At 36.4% G+C, this 19,474-nt stretch carries 15 protein-coding genes; 6 read left to right on the forward strand and 9 right to left on the reverse strand.

Annotation, left to right across the window (positions count from 1 at the left end):
- The first annotated feature begins 26 nt into the window (after positions 1-26).
- Positions 27-2,045 (forward strand): M43 family zinc metalloprotease, encoded by a 2,019-nt coding sequence (locus AC4FQ5_RS13250; protein ID WP_491144009.1) that lies wholly within the window; start codon positions 27-29, stop codon positions 2,043-2,045.
- 318 nt (positions 2,046-2,363) lie between these two features.
- Positions 2,364-6,809, forward strand: a complete 4,446-nt coding sequence (locus AC4FQ5_RS13255) for a GEVED domain-containing protein (protein WP_491144011.1) — start codon at positions 2,364-2,366, stop codon at positions 6,807-6,809.
- 119 nt (positions 6,810-6,928) lie between these two features.
- On the opposite strand, the gene coaE is transcribed toward AC4FQ5_RS13255, so the two are convergent.
- From coaE to ruvB, 4 genes are read right to left on the reverse strand one after another with little or no spacing between them, the layout of a single operon-like run.
- Positions 6,929-7,558: a dephospho-CoA kinase gene (gene coaE, locus AC4FQ5_RS13260; protein WP_491144013.1), complete on the reverse strand. Its 630-nt coding sequence runs from the start codon at positions 7,556-7,558 to the stop codon at positions 6,929-6,931.
- 2 nt (positions 7,559-7,560) lie between these two features.
- Positions 7,561-8,427, reverse strand: coding sequence for an MBL fold metallo-hydrolase (locus tag AC4FQ5_RS13265; RefSeq protein WP_491144015.1), 867 nt, complete (start codon positions 8,425-8,427; stop codon positions 7,561-7,563).
- Positions 8,428-8,437: 10 nt separating this feature from the next.
- A complete protein-coding gene (locus tag AC4FQ5_RS13270) occupies positions 8,438-9,055 on the reverse strand; it encodes an FMN-binding negative transcriptional regulator (protein ID WP_491144017.1) in 618 nt (205 codons plus the stop codon).
- Positions 9,056-9,058: 3 nt separating this feature from the next.
- Entirely contained in the window at positions 9,059-10,081 is a 1,023-nt protein-coding gene (gene ruvB / locus AC4FQ5_RS13275; RefSeq protein WP_300352178.1) for a Holliday junction branch migration DNA helicase RuvB, read from the reverse strand.
- 291 nt (positions 10,082-10,372) lie between these two features.
- Here ruvB and hutI point away from each other — a divergent pair, with 291 nt between their 5' ends.
- The 4 genes from hutI (at position 10,373) to AC4FQ5_RS13295 (ending at position 15,049) form a co-directional block, all read left to right on the forward strand.
- Positions 10,373-11,599: an imidazolonepropionase gene (gene hutI / locus AC4FQ5_RS13280; protein ID WP_491144019.1), complete on the forward strand. Its 1,227-nt coding sequence runs from the start codon at positions 10,373-10,375 to the stop codon at positions 11,597-11,599.
- A gap of 1 nt (position 11,600) precedes the next feature.
- Positions 11,601-12,701: a DUF695 domain-containing protein gene (locus tag AC4FQ5_RS13285; protein WP_491144021.1), complete on the forward strand. Its 1,101-nt coding sequence runs from the start codon at positions 11,601-11,603 to the stop codon at positions 12,699-12,701.
- Positions 12,702-12,715: 14 nt separating this feature from the next.
- Positions 12,716-13,630 (forward strand): formimidoylglutamase, encoded by a 915-nt coding sequence (hutG, locus tag AC4FQ5_RS13290; RefSeq protein WP_491144023.1) that lies wholly within the window; start codon positions 12,716-12,718, stop codon positions 13,628-13,630.
- Between the two features lie 126 nt (positions 13,631-13,756).
- Positions 13,757-15,049, forward strand: a complete 1,293-nt coding sequence (locus tag AC4FQ5_RS13295; protein ID WP_491144025.1) for an aldehyde dehydrogenase family protein — start codon at positions 13,757-13,759, stop codon at positions 15,047-15,049.
- A 55-nt stretch (positions 15,050-15,104) separates the two neighbouring features.
- On the opposite strand, the gene pyk is transcribed toward AC4FQ5_RS13295, so the two are convergent.
- From pyk to AC4FQ5_RS13320, 5 genes are read right to left on the reverse strand one after another with little or no spacing between them, the layout of a single operon-like run.
- Entirely contained in the window at positions 15,105-16,550 is a 1,446-nt protein-coding gene (gene pyk, locus AC4FQ5_RS13300) for a pyruvate kinase (protein WP_491144027.1), read from the reverse strand.
- Positions 16,543-17,016 (reverse strand): IPExxxVDY family protein, encoded by a 474-nt coding sequence (locus AC4FQ5_RS13305; protein ID WP_300352168.1) that lies wholly within the window; start codon positions 17,014-17,016, stop codon positions 16,543-16,545. The genes pyk and AC4FQ5_RS13305 overlap by 8 nt, the downstream gene beginning before the upstream one ends.
- Positions 16,994-17,758, reverse strand: coding sequence for a ribonuclease III (gene rnc, locus AC4FQ5_RS13310; protein ID WP_491144029.1), 765 nt, complete (start codon positions 17,756-17,758; stop codon positions 16,994-16,996). The genes AC4FQ5_RS13305 and rnc overlap by 23 nt, the downstream gene beginning before the upstream one ends.
- Positions 17,759-17,769: 11 nt before the next feature.
- Positions 17,770-19,014: a beta-ketoacyl-ACP synthase II gene (gene fabF / locus AC4FQ5_RS13315; RefSeq protein WP_300352164.1), complete on the reverse strand. Its 1,245-nt coding sequence runs from the start codon at positions 19,012-19,014 to the stop codon at positions 17,770-17,772.
- Positions 19,015-19,046: 32 nt separating this feature from the next.
- Positions 19,047-19,286, reverse strand: coding sequence for an acyl carrier protein (locus AC4FQ5_RS13320; protein WP_002976354.1), 240 nt, complete (start codon positions 19,284-19,286; stop codon positions 19,047-19,049).
- Positions 19,287-19,474 lie beyond the last annotated feature (188 nt).

Here is a 19,474-nt window from a genome sequence, read left to right on the forward strand (position 1 = left end):
TATCTTTGTGACATATTAATAAAAAAATGAAAAATTTTTATACATCTGTTTTATCGTTCTCATTTGTTGCAATGGGAGTAATTTATGCTCATGCGCAACAAAAACAAAAGACGAGTTTAAATGATGATTTTCAGAAGAAATCACCACAGGAATTAGCAAAAAGCCATGGTTTTGATCGCTGTTCTTTTGTAGAATATGAACAATATTTGCAAAGAAATGATCCTGACAGAATGAACACTGCCCAATTCGAAGCTTGGCTTGCTCCACTGGTCGAAAAAGCCAAAGAGGAAAGAATGGCAAATAAATCTACAAGCGGAGGTATTGTTACAATTCCGGTAGTGGTACATGTTATTCACTCTGGTGAAGCTTATGGTACTGGTGCAAACATTACGGATGAGCAGGTTCAGTCTCAAATTACAGTAATGAATCAGGATTTTCGTAGAATGGTCGGAACGCCAGGTTACAATACAAACGCAGTAGGTGCAGATACAATGATACAATTTGCATTGGCAAAAGTTGATGTTAATGGTAATCCTACTAACGGTATAGACAGAGTTAACTTATGTTATCCTGATTGGTCTACAGGTAATATCAATGGTTATGTAAAGCCATTAACTATTTGGGCTCCTACTCAATATATGAATATGTGGAGTGTAAAGTTTTCTGATAATTCATTATTAGGATATGCGCAATTTCCATCTGGTTCTACAATACCAATGCCGGCAGGAGGTGCTGCAAATACAGATGGTGTAGTAGCAAATTACACAACTTTCGGAAGCACAGATTTTGGGAATTTTCCTATGAATGCACCATACGATAAGGGGAGAACAATGACCCATGAAGTCGGACACTTTTTGGGATTAAGACATATTTGGGGTGATGGTAGTTGTGCCACCGATTATTGTGCAGATACGCCTACTGCACATACTGCAAATTATGTATGTAATACTAATATTGCAAGTTGTGATAGTCCGTCGGTTTTTGAAATGGTAGAAAACTATATGGATTATACGAATGATACCTGTATGAATATTTTTACACAGAATCAGAAAGATAGAATTACAACGGTAATGAATAACTCTCCTAGAAGAGTTGAATTGAAAACTTCTACTAAAGATTTACCAATTCCTTTATTCTCGAACGATGCAGAAATAAAATTTGAAAATGCATGTTCATTAGATAATCTTTGTACAGGATATATCATAAAAATTATTCTTACGAATAGAGGAACATCTGCTCTTACTTCTGCAGTTATACCTTATACAATAAACGGAACTTCTTATTCTTATAACTGGTCTGGTAACTTGGCGCAAAACAAGTATGCTATTGTATCACTGCCTGTTCCAACAACAGCAACAAACGGGGCTTTGACAGTTAATCTTACATCTGTGAATGGTGTAGCTGATCAGAGAACGTCTAATAATGCATTGACTGGAACTTTCAGCAATCCTCTTATACCTGCAAACACTGGAACTAATTTTGTATTTAACTTGCAATTGGATTATTGGGGAAGTGAGGTAAACTGGAATTTGAAAAATGGTGCTGGTACAATTGTTTACAGCGGTAGTGCTTATACAGATGTGCCTAACCCTAATTCTTCTACTCCTCTTCCTGCTTTAATTACGGAAAACTGGGTACTTAATACTAATGACTGCTACACATTTACCATTAACGATACATATGGTGATGGGATATATGATAACGGAGGGTTTTATAATATTAAAACAGCAGGAGGAGCTGATGTTATTGTAGGTTCTACCTATTCTAAAAAACAAACTAGATCAATGTATTTAGGAGCATTAGGAACTAATGAAATAATTAAAGAAACTTTTGCAGTTTATCCGAACCCTGCAACAGATGTTTTAAACATCACAAAAGTATCTAACAAAGCTAAATATGAAATTCATAATGCTGTTGGACAAATTGTAAAGGCAGGTGAGATAAATAATAATCAGGTAAGAGTTGCCGAATTGATAAAAGGAACTTATATTATTACAATTAAAGATAAAAATATCTCTGAAAGTATTAAATTTATTAAGAAATAATAAATTACTTTAAAAGGTAATGAATCCTCAGGTTTTTCCCTGAGGATTTTTTATTATGTAATCATATATAGCTTTTTGATGATTTTACAATAAAAAAAACGGGTAAATATATCAGCAAATAATAAAAAATGTTTAGATTTGTAGTTAATCTAAAAAATAATTGACGCCTATGACGAAATCGTTTACTCTTTTAATCCCATTTCTGGTAACAGAACATGAAATTCTTAATGAGATAGGATTATCTCACAAAATAATTAATACACTAATTGATTAACTTATGTATAATTCTTGTATTCTAATCTTAAAACAATTAATAAGATGAAGAAAATTTTACTAATTCTAACCTTTATGTTGGCTTTTATTTCCAACGTATCGGGTCAGACTGGACAGATTGGAACCGGTACGGCTACCATGACGGAACTTCCAATCAATTCCTGCTGGGGTTACAATTATTCTCAGCAAATTTATACTGCAGCAGAAGTTACCGGGGCTATCGGAACCAGCACCCTGATTACAAAAATCAGATTTCATGTTTCCGCAATTCCTACAGGAACGCAGGCAAACTATAACCAATGGGTAGTATACATCGGTAACACTGCTCAAAACGATTTCGCAACTACAACAAGTTGGGTACCGTTGACAAGCTTATCTCAGGTTTATTCAGGTACGCTGCCTGCAATGACTGATGGTACTTGGGTAGAGTTACCTCTTACAACACCATTTACCTGGGACGGAACAAGCAATCTTGTAGTAGCGGTAGATGAAAACTCTGCAAACTGGAGTTGTACACAGAGTTGGGGAAGTTATACTGCAGGAACAAATAGAGGAATGTTATATCGAAATGATTCAACAAATCCGAACCCTGCCACTCCTCCAACAGCAACTTCAAGGCATAATACAATTCCAAGAATACAATTGGTAGCATTTAATCCTGCACCTTGTACGGTGGCTCCTCCTACGGGAATAACTGTAAGCAACCTTACATCTACTACTGCTACAGTATCATGGAATGCTAATGCAAATGCAACATATCAGGTAAGATACAGATCGCTGCCTGGAGGAACATATACTACTGTTAATATTCCAGCTCTTACCAATACATATACCATTCCGGGTTTAACTGAACTTGGCAATTATGAGGTAGAGGTAGCCACAATTTGTGGAGGTACTCAAGGAGCCTGGTCTACCCCGGTATCTTTTACAACTCCCGTTTTATCATATTGTACAGCCACTTCTACAAGTGTTGCTGACGGTTATATAACGAATGTTACTGTAAATGCTACCAATTCTTATACAATGAGCAGTAATTCAGGATCATCTTTCTATACCGATTATAGTACAGACCCTGCTAGACTGATTACTTTTGTTAAAAATTCTACAGGTAATACAGTTTCAGTGACTAAAACCTGGCCGGGAACTCAGTGGAGTTTTGGTACAGGAGTTTGGATTGATTACAATAGAAATGGAGTTTTTGAAACAAGCGAGCAGGTTCTAACTTCTCCAAGTAATACAACTTCACCGGTTGTAAGTCCCGGATTTACAATCCCTCCAGGAGTTTACAATGGTACGCTTACTACCCGTATGCGTGTTGTAATAAGAGAATCTGCTTCACCAACAGCATGTGGTTCATTCACATGGGGTGAAGTAGAAGATTATGCAGTGAGATTTGTTGATTTACAACCTTGTACTACTGCGCCGCCTACCAATATTTCGATCGGAAACATTACACCAACTTCAGCTACCGTTTCATGGTTGGCTTCTGCAGGTGCTACTTATGTTATCAGATACAGAACAGGTACAGGTTTATGGACTACAGTAACACTTAGTACACCACCTGTTAATATTTATAATATACCAGGTTTAGCAGAATCTACGACTTATGAAGTACAGGTAGCTACAATATGTGGAGGAGTAACGGGTGCATTCTCACCGAGTACAAATTTCACAACTCCAGCTATTACGTATTGTTCGGCTGCTGCTACAAGTGCTGATGAATATATTGCTAATGTAACGGTCACTCCTCTTGGATTACCTGCTATGGTAAGCAACTCAGTGATGGCAACGGCTGCTCCATATTATTCAGATTATACAGCAGATCCTACAAGATTGGTAACCCTAATCAGAGGAACAGTGGGGAACAACATATCCCTTACTAAAGTTTGGCCGGGTACTCAGTTTGCAGCAGCAGCAGCAGCTTGGATAGATTTTAACAGAAATGGTATTTTTGAAGTTTCTGAAAGAATTTTAACCGGTGCGAGCAATACCACGTCAGTAGTTACAGCATCATTCGGATTTCCTACAACACCAGGTTCTGTATATGGTGGAAACTTGAATACCAGAATGAGAGTGATAATCAGAGAAAATACTGATCCAAGCCCTTGTGGTAATTTCTCATGGGGTGAGGTAGAAGATTATGGTGTGAAATTTATAGACTTACAGCCATGTACTACTGCTCCGCCGACCAATATTACAGTTACCAACATGACTGCGACGACAGCATATGTATCATGGATGCCAACAGCAAACGCAACATATGTTATCAGATATAGATTAAGTCCTTCAGGTCCTTGGCTTCCAAGTGCTGCAGGTCTGACCTTACCGGCCGGAACACCAACTGGACAAAGTTTTTACACTATAACAGGACTTACTGAGCAGACAACTTATCAGGTTCAGGTTGCTACAATATGTGGAGGTGTTACCGGAGCGTTTAGTGCTTCTGTGAATTTCACAACGCCACCACTGACATATTGCCCTATGGTCGGTACAGGTACTAATGATTATATTTCGAATGTTAAAGTTACGCCTGTGAATTTCCCTGTAATGGATAATACTTCTTTACAGACAAATTACATCAGCTACAATACACCACCAACATTGATTAACTTAGAAGTTGGATCTTTTGGAAATCAATTATCAGTATCTAAGGCTTGGGTTGGTACAACATTTTCTGATGCTGTAGATGCTTATATTGATTATAACAGAGACGGGATTTTTGCAGCTAATGAAAAAATCATGACCTCTGCATCTAGTACAACGACTCCTGTAACGGCGACATTCGATGTTCCGGCAGCAGGACCAGCTATTTATGCAGGACCACTTACTACAACAATGAGAGTTATTCTTAAGAGAAGTAGTGGATCTGTAATGTGTGTGAACCCTGCGAATGGTGAAGTAGAAGATTATGCCGTTAAATTGAGACCTTGTAGTAATGTTGCTCCAACTAACGTGACTGTTAATCTGATTACTCAAAATTCAGCTTCAGTTAACTGGACATCTGCACTAAATAACAATGCGTTTGTATTAGAGTATAGAGCAGTTACAAACCCTGTTTCTCCATGGATTCCTATTAATGCTTCTGTTTTAGCGGGTAACCCTCCTGTACAACTTACAGGGTTAACTCCTGCAACTACGTATGAAGTTAGAATTGCTGCAAAATGTGGAACAGGTGGCTTAGGAGCTTATACTCCTATTAAGCTTTTCACAACAAGATGTGATCCTACTCCTCCGAATGTAACTATAACCAATATTACTCCAACATCAGCGGTTGTTACCTGGAACCCAATTGTTCCTAGCGCAACCTATTTAATAAGATACAGAGTTGTTGGAACAACCACTTGGACTTCTGTGACAGCTCCGGCTCCACCAGCAAACTCAGTAACACTTACAGGATTAAGTTCGTATGTAACTTATGAAGTGCAGGTTGCTAATCAGTGCGTAGGTGAAACGACTCCGAACCCGTGGTCAAATCCTCAGGTATTTACGACTGTTAGAATTTGTGAAATACCTCCTCCAGGATTAACTATAACTACATTGACGCCAACAACTGCTGAAGTAACTTGGACTGCATTTACTGGTGCAGGAGCTATAGGTAGTTATATTTTGAGATACAGAAAAGTAGGTATTCCTAGCTGGACGTCTGTGACTGTCAATACAAATACATACACAATTACAGGATTGTTGGAATTAACGAAATATGAGATGCAGGTAGCAAACGTTTGTTCGGGTACACCGGGTAACTTTACTCCTCCTTACTATTTTACAACCCCTACAGTTGTTTATTGTCCTATGACGTCAGCAAGTTCTGCAGCAGAGTATATCTCGAAAGTAACTGCGAAGCCTACGGGTAAACCGGAAATGATCAATATCTCTCCTGCTTCAAATTATTCAGACTTTACTGGAATCCCTAAAAATTATATTGAAATGATTCAGGGATCAGCAGGTAATCAGATTATAATTGACAAGACGTTAACCAACGGTGCAAATGCAGGAGTAGCAGTTTGGATTGACTTCAACAGAAACGGTTATTTCGATATTAACGAAAGAATCTTAGCTGACGGTCCAAATACAAATCCTACAGCAAGTGCAACATTCAGTGTTCCTGCTGATGCATTTGTAAGTATGACAGATTACAAATATGTTGTCATGAGAGTGGCAATGCAGAAAGATGGAATTCCTGTAAATTGTACCAGCTTTGCCAATGGTGAAGTAGAAGACTATACAGTAAGAATTTCTAAACAAAGCGTTGCAAACGCAGTAAACCAAACGGATATTTTAATCTATCCAAACCCGGTAAGCACTGTTTTAAATGTAAAAAATATCAGCAAAAAAGCTAATTATAAAATTTACAGTGCAGCAGGACAATTGGTTTCAAGCGGATTGATCTTAAACAATAAGATTGACGTTAGCAGACTGATCAACGGACTGTATGTTATCGACATAGAAGACGTGAAAGGTACTGTACAGAAGAAATTTATTAAAGAATAATACCTTCTAAATAATAGAATAAGCTCTCAGAAATGAGAGCTTATTTTTTTGATATAATTTGCATGAATTAATAAAAAACTCACTGATCAATCAGTGAGTTTTTCTATTGAGTATTAGTTTTATTCTATTTCAAATATGATTTTTTCGGTCTGTTCCTGAAGATCATCAAGATTGGTATTATTATAAATAACAAAATCGGCCATTTTTATTTTGTCTTTTTCAGGCATCTGGTTATCCATTACAGATTCTACTTCACGGTAAGTTTTTTTATCTCTGTCCATAACTCTTTTAATTCTGATATTATCTTCAGCAGTTACCAAAAGAGATTTGTAGCATTGAAGATGAAGTTTCAACTCGAATAATAAAGCAGTCTCCTTAAAAACAAGATATTTGGTCTGTTTAGCCAGCCACTTTTCAAAATCTTCACGCACTGCAGGGTGAATGATCCCATTCAGCTGATGCAATAATTCCTCATTATGAAAAACTGTTTCACCCACAAATTTCCGATCATATAAGCCATTCTCATCATAAGAAGCATCGCCCAAAAGATCTTTGATTCTTTGCTTTAAATCAGCACTGTCATTTACTATTGTTTTAGCTCTCACATCCGAATAGTAAACAGGAAAACCGCAATTTTCAATAAACTTTGCAACAGTAGTCTTTCCGGAACCGATTCCGCCTGTTAGACCAATAATTTTCGGAGCAGAATCAGGCTCGGCTTTTTTTGTTTCAGTATTTAATTCTTCCATGGTTAATAACCGAAAACTTCATTAAAGCTAAACGTTTCATCCAATCGTACTCCCTTCTCAGTCATTTTAAGACTTGCCAGTTCATTATGAGCATCATGTTCAAAAAACAGAAGATAATCATTGTCTACGCACTGCTTCAAAAATTTAGCTTTTTCTTCAATAGTTAATAGAGGTCTTGTGTCATAACCCATCACATAAACTTGAGGAATATGTCCTGCTGTCGGAATTAGGTCAGCTGCAAAAACAATGGTTTTTTCCTGATATTGTATTACAGGAAGCATCTGCTTTTCGGTGTGACCATCTACAAAGATGACATCCATTTTAAGTTCTGGCGTGAAACCATAATTTCCATTGGCAGGTAGTGGTAAAAATCCCAACTGACCGCTTTCCTGAATCGGAAGTATGTTTTCTTTTAAGAAGCTTGCTTTCTCCCTTGCGTTTGGTTCAGTTGCCCATTGCCAGTGATTTTCGTTGGTCCAGAACTGAGCGTTTTTAAATGCAGGTCTGTATCCGGTTTTGTCATCATTCCATTCAATTGCTCCGCCACAGTGGTCAAAATGTAAATGCGTTAAGAAAACATCGGTGATATCTTCTTTTACAAAGCCATATTTTTTTAAATTTTTATCTAAGTTATCATCGCCCCAAAGAGAATAATGACCAAAAAATTTATCGTCCTGCTTATTTCCTAAGCCACAGTCTACAAGGATGAGTTTTTTCCCGTCCTCAATTAATAGAGAGCGGGTTCCCAGTTCAATTAAGTTTCTTTCGTCTGCAGGGTTGGTTTTTTCCCACAGACTTTTTGGGACGACTCCGAACATTGCGCCGCCGTCGAGCTTGAATTTTCCGCATTGGATAGGATAGAGCTTCATATAATATATGTTATTTAATTTTTATTGATTTCATTTGGTTTGCAATTTTTCTGCTGTTTTCATCCTCAGAATTTTCCAGATTAGAAATAATATTCTGAAAATCTGCTTCTTTTCTGCTTTGAGAAAGTTTTTGCTGAATAAAAATTTCAGTAGGGAAAATCTTAATACCGAAAGCACCTTTCATTTCTTTTTCGACAAAATATTTATCCATGTTTTCTACTAAAACCGGACATTTTTGAGCTTTCTCGTATTTAGCTGTCAGCTTTTCAAGATGATTATAAAGCTCATTGTGATTCATAAGTTTCACTTTTCCATAGACCTGAACCGCTTCGTAATTCCAGGTAGAAACATTAAGATGATCATACCAACTGCTCGAAATGTAAGTGTGTGCTCCTAAAAAATCGCACAGAACTTCATCCCCATCATTCAATATTTTTGCTTGGGGATTGGCTTTGGAAATATGAGTTTCTATATGAATCTGCTCCGGATCATTTTCGTTAAGCATCATCATAGAATGAGTGGCTCTTATTTTGTCATTTGAAGAAATGAGCAATGCAAATGCATTTTCTCTGATGATTTTTTTCATCAGATTATGATCTTCACTTCTGTATAATTTAGGAACAAACATAGTTTAAAATAATTCTCCCGGACTTCTGGGAATGGCAATATTCAAGTGGCGGTATGCTTTTTCGGTAACTTCACGCCCTCTTGGAGTCCGGATGATAAAGCCCTCCTGAATAAGAAAAGGTTCATAAACTTCCTCTAAAGTCTCCGGATTTTCAGCAATTGAAGTTGCCAGTGCTGAAATTCCTACAGGTTTACCTTTGAAATTTTCAATCATGACGCGCATAATTTTATTGTCCATTTCGTCTAAACCAAATTCGTCAACATTTAAAGAATTTAAGGCATATGTGGTAATATTAATTTCAATTTCACCATTTCCTTTAATTTCCGCAAAGTCACGAACTCTTCTCAATAAAGCATTTGCTATTCTCGGTGTTCCGCGGCTTCTTCTTGCAATTTCAATGGCGGCATCTTCATAAATGGTTACGCCCAACACTCTTGCACTTCTGATGATGATCATCGAAAGAAGCTCGATCGTATAATATTCTAACCTGCTTTGAATTCCGAATCTTGCCAACATTGGTTTTGTCAGCATTCCGCTTCTGGTGGTTGCGCCAACTAATGTAAAAGGATTCAAACCGATCTGAACACTTCTTGCATTAGGACCTGTTTCAAGCATGATATCAATTTTGTAATCTTCCATTGCAGAATATAAATACTCTTCCACAATGGGAGAAAGTCTGTGAATTTCGTCAATAAAAAGCACATCATTCTCTTCCAGATTGGTGAGCAAGCCTGCCAAACTTCCGGGTTTATCCAAAACAGGTCCCGAAGTGATTTTACAGTTTACGCCCAGTTCATTGGCGATAATATTGGCTAAAGTAGTTTTGCCTAAACCTGGCGGACCATGCAAAAGTACATGATCAAGTGCACCACCACGATTCTTTGCGGCGGCTACAAAAACTTCTAGATTTTCAAGTGTTTTTCTTTGTCCGGCAAAATCTTTAAAACTCTGCGGACGAATTTTCTCCTCCTGTATCAGTTCGTCTTGGGAAAAATTTTCCTTATCAGGATGTAAAAAATCTGGCATTAATTCATTTCATTTACCTCAAAGATAGGAAAAAATGAGGTTAAGATTGAGGATGAGATTAAGATTATTTGAAGATAAGTTTTTGATATAAAGACTGGTTGCCACAACAAAGCATATGACGAAAAGAAATTGATATATTTTGAGTATTTTTGAGAGAGAAAATTTTAAGATAAAAAATTTGGTATTTATCATTATGTAAGATTCCTGCGGAATGACAAACTATGCGTTCCATCTGTGAATCTGGGATGAATGAAAAATAATACTTTTTATCTAAAACTTAACCCCTATTTAATGAAATTATTTGGACCTTTCAAGCAGGTTGTAACACTTGCTGATCTTCCTTTAAGAGGGAAAATTTCTGACGATCAACTTGAGATTATTATCGATGGAGGAGTTTTAATTAATGACGGTAAGATTCAAAAAGTCGGAAACTTTGAAATTTTGAGATCAGAAAATCAAAATATCGAGATCGAACACATTAAAGACGAGCAAATCGTTTTACCAGCATTTGTAGATTCTCACACGCATATTTGTTTTGGTGGAAACCGTGCCAATGATTTTGCCATGCGAAATGCAGGAAAAACATATCTGGAAATTGCAGAAAACGGAGGTGGAATCTGGAGCTCGGTTCAGCATACAAGAAATGCTTCCGAAGAAGAATTATTAAAAACTTTACTGGAAAGGATCAATATTTTGACTGCTTTAGGAATTACAACTATTGAAGTGAAAAGCGGATACGGATTAGATGTTGAGAATGAACTAAAGATGCTCCGGATCATCAAAAAAGCACAGTCTCAAACTCAGGCAACTTTGGTTCCGACCTGTCTTTCTGCACATCTGAAACCGAGAGATTTTGAAGGCGATAACAAAGCGTATTTAGATTATATTTTAAATGAAATTTTACCCAAAGTAAAAGAAGAAAAATTATCTGATCGTGTTGATATTTTTATTGAAAAATCAGCGTTTCAGCCGGAAGAAAGTAAAGAATTTTTGTTAAAAACTAAAGATTTAGGTTTCCAAATTACTGTTCATGCAGATCAGTTTACCCCCGGAAGTTCGAGAATTGCCGTTGAAGTGGGAGCAAAATCTGCAGACCATTTGGAAGCGACAATTGATGAAGATATTCAATTTTTAGCACAGTCAGATACGGTGGCAACTGCACTCCCTGGCGCAAGTTTAGGCTTGGGTGAAAAATTTACCCCTGCAAGAAAACTGTTGGATGCAGGTGCAATTTTGGCTATAGCAAGCGACTGGAATCCCGGTTCAGCACCGATGGGAAATTTAATTACACAGGCTTCGATTTTAGCAACATATGAAAAGCTTACTACGGCAGAAGTTTTGGCAGGAATGACTTTCCGTTCTGCTTATGCGCTTGGTTTAGAAGACAGAGGGAAATTAGAAAACGGCTTAAAAGCAGATTTTGTGACTTTCAAAACAGATAATTTTCAGAATGTATTGTACAATCAGGGAAGTTTGAAAGCGGAGAATGTTTTTATAGATGGGATAAAAGTAAAATAAAATGGGATTGTCTGATAAAGCTTTCGGTAAAAAAGAGGAAAATACCAATCATGAAATTTCAATTTACCAGGATTTTTGGGATTGGTTTTTAACTAAAGAGAAGGAGTTTTATGAAGTAGTAAAAGACCGTGTACATATCGAGAAAGATTTTTTCGAGGTTATTGCTCCTAAACTTCGCCATATCAATGAAGGCTATTATTTTCTTTCCGGAATGAGTGATGATTCTACAGTAGAGTTTATCCTGACTGCGGAAGGAGAGATTAAAAATATTGTTTTTGTTGAAGAACTTATTGATGCTGCTCCAAAATTAGAAAACTGGAAATTTACGGCGTTAAAACCTGAAATGAATCTGGATAGCGGAATCAGCATGGACGGTCATGAATTCACAACCGAAAACATTTTTTTCTACGCAAATGAAATGGAAGGTTATCCCGATGAGATCGATATTACTTTTGTGTATGAAAATATGACCGAGGAAAATAAAAATGCTGTTGTAAACGGAGTTTGTATCTTTTTAGATAACTTTTTAGGTGAATTAAATTTTGCAACGCAAATTGATACATTTAATGTGATCGGAAAAAATGAAGCGTCAGAAGAACTCATTCCAGTAACTAAGTTGAAAGATTTCCTTCAATGGAGAGAAAGAGAATTTACAGAAAAATATAAAAATGTAAAAAATTTTGATGAGGAAGATAAGTTTTCCATTTTTGAGGCGAGTTTGCAAAACGGACTTCCGCTTATTGCCGCAATTAATACTTCACTGTTAGAATATGATTCAAAAGCTTCATATCCTTGGATTTCGGTATTGAAAACATATTACAACGGTGAAAATAATAACGGATTTCCAGAGAAAGATGACTATGAAAAACTGACTGATATCGAAGAAAAATTGATTGAAGAACTTAAAAATGAAAACGGACATTTATACATTGGCAGGGAAAGTGCAGATAATATAAAAGAAACTTATTTTGCAAGTAAAGATTTCAGAGAGCCTTCCAAAGTTTTTCATAAAATAATGAAAGATAATCCTGAATATAAAATGTCACTCGAAATTTATAAAGACAAGTATTGGCAAAGTTTCGAACGCTATAATATCAATTAAATAGATAAAAAAATATGATCTGGCAAGGAAGATTAGACGGAGAAGAACCATTGTTTCACAGACTTTTTCAGCGTGTACAGGAAGCAGAAAATCATGATCTTATTATAACTAATGATTTCGTTTTGCACGGTTTTGCTGTGGATGAAGGGGTAAGAAGAAATAAAGGAAGAGCAGGAGCGAAAGATGCACCAGATATAATCAGAAAAAACATGGCAAATTTTCCTGTCATCATGCCTGATTTTTCTATGCTTGATTTCGGTAATATCACCTGTGAAGATGGGGATTTAGAAAAAGCTCAAAATGCTCTTGCTGAGAATGTTGCTCAGGTTTTGGCAAAAGGGGCAAAATCTCTTGTTTTGGGTGGAGGTCATGAAGTTACTTTTGCCCATTATTCAGGAATCAGAAAGGCATATCCGGATAAGAAAATCGGAATTATCAATATCGATGCTCATTTTGATAACAGAAAACCCGAAGATGGGGTAGGAGCAAGTTCAGGTACAGGATTCTGGCAAATCGCTCAGGAAGAAAATAATTATACCCTGCATATCGGTATTCAGAGAAATTCAAACACGTTAAAATTGTTTGATACCGCTCATCAACTCGGTATGAAATATATTCTTGCTGATGAACTTTTTTTTGAAAATCTTCCTTCTGTTTACGAACGTATCAACGAACTTGTAGAATCAGTCGATGTTTTGTATCTCACGGTTTGTATGGATGTATTCAATGCTTCAATTGCACCCGGAGTTTCTGCCGCAGCTTACAACGGATTGTTTACAGATGCAGCATTCATGCATTTTTATAAACATATTTTGAAGAGTGATAAACTTGTTGCATTAGATGTAGCTGAAGTGAATCCCCAGTTTGATATTCAGGACAGAACGGCAAGACTGGCTGCAAGTCTGGTGAATGAGTGGCTGATGATTTGAAAGACATATTTACAATAGACAATATCATTTTTTTAAACAATAACAAGGTACATATTTTGTTGCCTTCCTTATGCCTATTCCAAAGGCTTAAAAATTCATTTTTTTGAATTTAAATGTAATTACAACATGGAACAATCAATAGAGAAGAAACTGATCAAAGCTGATGAAGCTTTTAAACAATGGAAAAGCATATCATTTGCAGACAAACAAAAGTTAATTGCAAAAGCTGCAGAATTATTTAAAAATAAATCGCAGGAATTTGGCGAAATCATTACCAAAGAAATGAATAAACCCATTTCACAATCTATCTCAGAAGTGGAGAAATGTGCTTTGATGATGAATTATTATGGTGAAGCTGAAAATGTTTTAAGGCCTGAAAAAATTGATTCCGAATATTCGATCTCAGAAATCCATTATGTTCCAAAAGGTGTTATTCTTGGCGTAATGCCCTGGAATTTTCCTTTCTGGCAAGTTTTGAGATTTGCTACTCCAGCAATTTTAGCTGGAAATACTGTTGTTTTGAAGCATGCTTCCATTTGTTTCGGAAGTGGTAATGCGATTGAAAAAGTATTCATTGAAGCTGGTTTTCCTGAAGGTGTTTTTCAGAATTTAGAAGTTGGGCATAAAGAGGTAAAAGAGATTCTTGAACATCCCGTTATTAAAGGCGTAAGTCTTACAGGAAGCGAAAAAGCAGGTGCAGAAGTTGCATCGATTGCCGGACAGAAGATTAAAAAATCTTTACTTGAGCTTGGCGGAAGTGATGCTTTTATCGTTTTGGATGATGCAGATTTAGATGAAGCCGCAAAAGTTGGCGCATTGGCAAGACTTCAAAACTGCGGGCAGACTTGTGTGGCTGCAAAAAGATTTATTATTCAAAAAGATATCGAATTTGATTTTTTACCAAAATTTATTGAAGAATATAAAAAATATGCTCCCGCAGATCCGATGAAGAAGGAAACTAAATTAGGCGGAATGGCAAGAGCTGATTTGGCAGATGATCTAGAGAAACAATACCAAAAAGCTTTGGATAATGGTGCAGAAGCTATTATTCCTTTGGAAAGAATTTCTGACACCGAATTTAATCCGGGGTTAATTAATGTAAAAGAAGGTAATCCTATTTTGCAGGAAGAGTTATTCGGACCTTTAGCTATGGTAATGATTGCTAAGAATGATGATGAAGCTTTAGAAATGGCAAACAATATTCCTTTCGGGCTTTCAAACTCAGTCTGGACGAAGAACGCAGACCGTCAACAGTTTTTCATCCATGGTTTAGAATCCGGAACGGTGAATATTAACAGGATGACGAGCTCTGATCCGCGTTTTCCATTCGGAGGGACAAAATCTTCAGGTTACGGAACAGAGCTTTCTTTATTGGCTTTAAAAGAATTTGTCACGGCAAAAACAGTTTTAGGAAAATAAAAAACATAAAAAAACTCTCGATATTTTCGAGAGTTTTTCTTTTATATCAGGAAGATTAAATAGTCGTTAATCTCAATGTATTCGTTTTTCCACCTTCGTATGATGGAGTTGCGTTGATATTGATTACGAAATCTCCGCTTTCAATATAACCGTGGTTATGAGTCAGCATATTCACCTGAATAATGGTTTCATCTGTAGATTTATTCATGTCATAATAATAAGCACGAACTCCCCAAAGCAGATTCAACATTGTAATTACACGTCTGTTGGCGCTGTAAACGATGATGTGAGAATTGGGTCTGTGCGCAGAAATCTGAAACGCAGTATATCCTGAATTCGTCAAAGTAACAATCGCAGAAACGTTTGTACTTTTTGCAATTCTTACCGCTGCAAGACAAACTCTGTTGGTGATAAATCTCTCGTCGATACAGTTGAAGTCTTTTTCGATCGGTTCATTTTTATGTTGGTAAAAATTAGTCTGCTCAATATTCTGAACGATTTTTGCCATGTTTTCAACCACCTGAATAGGATATCTTCCCACGGAAGTTTCACCTGAAAGCATCACCGCATCTGCACCATCCAATACAGAATTCGCAACGTCGTTTACTTCGGCTCTTGTTGGTGTCAGACTGTTGATCATCGTTTCCATCATCTGTGTAGCGATAATTACAGGCTTAGAATAGAATCTTGCTTTCTCCACCAATGTTTTCTGAATCGCAGGAACTTCTTCCATCGGAACTTCTACACCAAGATCTCCACGTGCAACCATCAATCCATCGCATTCCAGTAAGATCTGATCAATATTTTTTACTCCTTCAGGTTTTTCAATTTTTGCAATGATCGGTGTTTTTAATTTACCGTTCGGATGCTTAGAGATCAATTCTTTCAAATCAATAATATCCTGTGCGTGACGTACAAAAGATAGAGCAATCCAGTCAACTTCCATGTCAAGCATGAAATTGGCATCAAGAATATCTTTTTCCGTCAGTGCGGGAAGCGAAACATTGGTATTAGGAAGGTTAACACCTTTTTTGGAGCTCAACGGCCCTCCTTGAATAGTTTTCGCCTTTACGGTATCTATTTTGTTGGTTTCAAGAACTTCTAAAACAAGTTTACCATCATCAATCAAAATTCTTTCCCCAACGTTTACATCCTGAGGAAACTGCTGATAGGTCATGTAAACTTTTGTAGAGTCTCCTTCTATCTTTTCATTGGTAAATGTCAAGACATCTCCCGGATTCAGGTATGAACCTTCTTTTACTACCCCAACTCTTAATTTTGGACCCTGTAAATCTGCCAGAATTCCTACAGAATATCCATATTCTTTATTAAGGTCTCTGATGGTTTGAATATTGGTACGAACCAGGTCGTAATCAGCGTGTGAAAAATTTATTCTAAATACGTCAACACCAGCTTTCATTAATCCTAACATTACTTCCTTTGAAGAGGAAGCGGGGCCAAGCGTTGCGATAATTTTTGTCTTCTTTAAATACTTATTCATAATACTGTATTATTTGATAAAGTTCTTCTTCAGAACTCAGATTGTAATCCTGAATTGGAAACACAAGATTTTCAGGCAGCAAAATTACGGAAAAATCAGTAAATTGTTCCGGACTATGCAGAATATATTCTACTTCTGTCTGATTATTTAATAAAAATTTAATGTTTTCTTCTTCTGAGAAGAGTTCAGTTTGTAATTTTTTTTGATTACTTTCTGAAGATTTGTTTGAAATAAATGTGAAGCAAGTCTTTGTGAACTTGTGGTATGCCTCATATCTCGGAAAAAAATAATCATAATAAACACCGTGAAAAACGAGATCCTTAATTCTTGAAAATTTAAGATCGTTACTTTGATTTATTTTAAAAAAAAACTCGTGATCGGGTATATTTTTGGCTAATCTTACCAAACCTATGGTAATATCTTCAAATTCTATATCGTCAAGATCATACAGTTTTTGGATTTCCAAGTATATTTTCTTTTTTATTCAAAATATAAAATGCTCTCTGCGCGGCTTTTTCTTCTGCCTTTTTTTTGGAGGTTTCGGTTGCGTTGGCAATTTTTTCTTCACCCAGCCACACATGGCAGCGGAAAACAATGCTTTTGTTTACCTGAATTTCTTCACAGGTTTCATACTTGATGTTGAGCTTTTTCTTTTGACTCCATTCCAGAAGAAGACCTTTATAGCTCACAATTTTGTTTTCGAGCTTATTGATTTCTGATGGCGTAAGAAGTCTCTCCAATACGATTTTTTTGCATGTATCATATTGAAAATCAAGATAAACAGCTCCCACTAATGCTTCAAAGAGATTGCCTGCAATATTTTCTCCTAAAGCAACAGAAGCGTTGTTTTTTTGTAAAAGACCGGTAAGTTTTAAATCTTCTCCTAATTTATTGAGATTTTTCCTATTTACAATCTTAGATTTCATCTGCGTCATATATCCTTCGTTGCCTTTAGGATAAGTGCTGAACAAATGACATGAAACAATTGTACCCAAAACAGAATCTCCCAAAAATTCAAGTCTTTCGTAGTTGCTGTCTTGATTTTTAGAAGAACTTTTAATAGAAAAAGCTTCGCGGTAAAAGTTAATATTCTGAACGGGTGTGCCTAAAATTTTATTAAGCTCCATGCTCAGAAAATAGTCTCTTTCCGATAATACTTTTTTTCTTTGTTTGAGAAGGAATTTAGAAAAATATTTCTGTAACTCCATTCAGTTGATAATTAGATTTTCTTGAAAAGAACGCAAGCGTTGTGACCACCAAACCCAAAAGTGTTACTCATAGCTACTTTCACATCTTTTTTTACAGCTTTATTGAATGTAAAATTCAATCTGCTGTCGATTTTTTCATCATCAGTAAAATGATTGATAGTAGGAGGAACAATACCGTGGATAATAGATCCCAAAGCAGCAATAGCTTCAATAACTCCGGCTGCACCCAGAAGGTGACCTGTCATTGATTTTGTAGAATTAATCTGAATGTCATAAGCATGCTCACCAAATAATTTTGAAATTGCGCTGGATTCTGCAAGATCTCCTAATGGAGTAGAGGTACCATGCATATTGATATGGTCTACTTCATCAGCAGTTAATTCTGCATCTTCCAAGCAATTTTTCATTACCAGATAAGCTCCCAAACCTTCAGGATGTGGTGCTGTCATATGATGTGCGTCTGCACTCATACCACCACCCAATAATTCTGCATATATTGTTGCACCGCGCTTTACAGCGTGTTCATATTCTTCAAGAATGATTGCTCCTGCACCTTCACCCAAAACAAAACCATCTCTGTCTTTGTCAAAAGGTCTTGAAGCTGTTTTCGGATCTTCATTTCTTGTAGAAAGTGCCATCATTGCATTGAAACCACCAACACCACTTGCTGTAACGGCAGCTTCAGAGCCCCCGCAAACAATAACGTCTGCTTTTCCTAGCTGGATCAGCATTTTAGAATCAATCAATGCATTTGCAGATGAAGCACAAGCAGAAACAGTGGTATAATTGGGACCATGGAAACCGTATTCAATTGAAATATGTCCTGGTGTAATGTCCGCAATCATTTTAGGAATAAAAAATGGGTTGAATCTTGGAATATCTGTATTTGCCCACCCTAAAACCTCAGTTTCAAAAGTTTCTAAACCACCAATTCCTGACCCCCAGATTACTCCGACTCTGTTTTTATCTACATTGTCTTCCATAATCCTTGAATGTGCAACTGCCTCTCTTGCAGCTACCATACCAAGTTGGGTGTTACGATCCATTTTTTTAGCATCTTTCTTATCAAAATGATCTAACGGATCGAAGTTTTTCACCTCACAAGCAAACCTTGTTTTAAAGTTTGTGGCATCAAAAAGAGTAATCGGAGCGGCTCCGCTCTCGCCTTTTACAAGACTTTCCCAGTATTCATTCGCATTATTACCGATGGGTGTTAAGGCGCCAAAACCGGTTACAACTACTCTTTTTAATTCCATAAACTTTGTAAATTTCTTTTTGTTGAAGAATATTATTTATTTACTACTTCTTCAATGTAAGCGATAGCGTGTCCTACAGTAGTAATTTTTTCTGCTTGGTCATCAGGGATCTGAATGTTAAATTCTTTTTCAAATTCCATGATTAACTCAACGGTATCAAGTGAGTCAGCTCCTAAATCATTTGTGAAGCTAGCCTCTGGAGTTACCTCTGTTTCTTCAACGTCAAGCTTATCAGCGATGATAGCTTTTACTCTTGATGCAATGTCTGACATAGTAAATTATTTTTTTAATTGTTAGATTGTGCAAATATATAAAATTCTTTAGGATAAAACATTTTTTTAGTCTTTTTTGTCGAGCAATACCGCTTATTTTATTGTGCGTGACTTTAGTATTTTAGTTTTCAGGTATTTATCATTTAATTTAAATTCACTCCTGGGATATGATATTTTTAGTTTTTTAA

The sequence above is a fragment of the Chryseobacterium sp. DT-167 genome (assembly GCF_058310155.1).